The sequence below is a fragment of the Amycolatopsis sp. VC5-11 genome, from assembly GCF_037034185.1.
GTDB classification, from domain to species: domain Bacteria; phylum Actinomycetota; class Actinomycetes; order Mycobacteriales; family Pseudonocardiaceae; genus Amycolatopsis; species Amycolatopsis nivea.
Map to the genome: position 1 here is coordinate 1 of NZ_JBAGKF010000073.1, position 241 is coordinate 241.

Sequence of the window (241 nt, forward strand, 5' to 3'; positions counted from 1 at the left end):
TGGCACGGATCCGGTGGATGCGCTGGAGCTGATCGCGGGCCGTGCGCTGGAGCTGACCGGTTCGGACGTGACGATGCTCGCGTTGCCGGGCGCGGGCGGGCTGGATGTCGACGAGGAGCGGGACGCTGATCCTGCGGAGTTGACCGTGACGGTGTGCGCGGGCGGCGACGTCACCGACCTGATGGGATTGCGGATGTCGGTCGACGGGACGGTGCCGGGGGCGGTGTTCCGGGACCGTACG

General features: G+C 71.0%; 1 pseudogene. It reads left to right on the plus strand.

The annotated features are described in order from the left end of the window. Nucleotides 1-241, plus strand: a pseudogene (locus WA670_RS45140) (histidine kinase); the annotation flags it as partial.